This window comes from Paracoccus sp. TRP (assembly GCF_000185925.1).
In the GTDB taxonomy this organism is placed as follows: Bacteria; Pseudomonadota; Alphaproteobacteria; order Rhodobacterales; family Rhodobacteraceae; genus Paracoccus; species Paracoccus kondratievae.
The window spans coordinates 1-1,071 of sequence record NZ_AEPN01000116.1 but is presented as its reverse complement, the minus strand read 5'-3'; the positions used below and the strand labels follow the sequence as shown (position 1 = coordinate 1,071).

The 1,071-nt window shown below is 57.1% G+C and carries 1 protein-coding gene and 1 tRNA gene; one reads left to right on the top strand and one right to left on the bottom strand.

All coding sequences use genetic code 11. From position 1 onward, the window contains the following. Positions 1-148 precede the first annotated feature (148 nt). Positions 149-222: transfer RNA gene (locus tag PARACOCCUSGL_RS0120105), tRNA-Cys, on the top strand. 69 nt (positions 223-291) lie between these two features. On the opposite strand, the gene xerC is transcribed toward PARACOCCUSGL_RS0120105, so the two are convergent. Continuing rightward, positions 292-1,071 (bottom strand): tyrosine recombinase XerC (xerC, locus tag PARACOCCUSGL_RS0120100; RefSeq protein WP_010401033.1); only part of this gene is annotated, 780 nt, incomplete at its 5' end.

Genomic DNA, 1,071 nt, shown 5'->3' with positions numbered 1-1,071 from the left:
CTGGCTTCGCCATTTGTCAACATGACCTAAGCCCCCGTTCATGCCTCGGCGTGGAACGGGGGTCCGCCTACCTCGCGGGGAAAGAGGTGCGGATCGCAACAACCCCCTTGACCCCATCAATCGAAAACCCTAGCAAACACGAGGCTCCGGCGGGTTGGCGGAGAGGTTACGCAGCGGATTGCAAATCCGTGTAGACCGGTTCGATTCCGGTACCCGCCTCCAATACTTTCAATGACATGGCAATCGTAGCCGACCCAAGGGTATCAGGTTTATGTTCTGTGCCTGTTCTGTTCATTGGCGCTTCTCCCTTGCCTGACGTGCGCGCATTTCTTGCCGAGCTTCGCCCGCGTACTTCATGATCATGGCTTTGGTGGCATGGCCCGAATAGGCTGCAATTTCGTCATCATCGCAGCCGGCCCACGCCAGTTCTTTGATTCCGCGATAGCGCAGGGCGTGGAGGTCGTATGCCTCTAGACCTAACTTCTTACGTTCTTTCAGCATCAGGTCCGCCATGTAGCGATAGCTGATGGGGTTCCCGTCCCGCTTGATCAGGATCGGGCGGTCAGGGTGTGGCAGCGCACCAAGAGAGGCTCTCGCCTGATCCAATGCAGCCTTGAGCTCGGCAGTACAGGGCAGGACGAGGGCCTTGTTGGTCTTATTCTGGCGAAGCCGAAGGGAGTCGCCGTCATAATCCCCCCACCGAAAGCCAACCCAATCGCCGGGGCGCTGGACGCTCCCAACTCCGATCTCGAAGATCAGGCGGCACAAGTCGCTGGCTTTAGTTCTAAAATGCTCTACCGCAGAATCGGGCCATGGTTGGTGCTCCTGTTTGCGGTCATCTGGGGTCTTAAGAGCTTTGACGCCCTTCGCTGGATTGGTACTTAACCAACCTAAATCAATCGCATGCTCGCAGAGCACGACAAGCATTTGCGGGATGTAATTTGCAAAACGCGTTCTATGCGCATTAGCCCTCTGCGCGGCAATCACATCTGCTCGGACAAGGGCTCTGACGTCGCGAGTGCCAATCTTCTCGCGCAGGTAATTGAACCGCACCGGGTTTGCCGGAGGCTC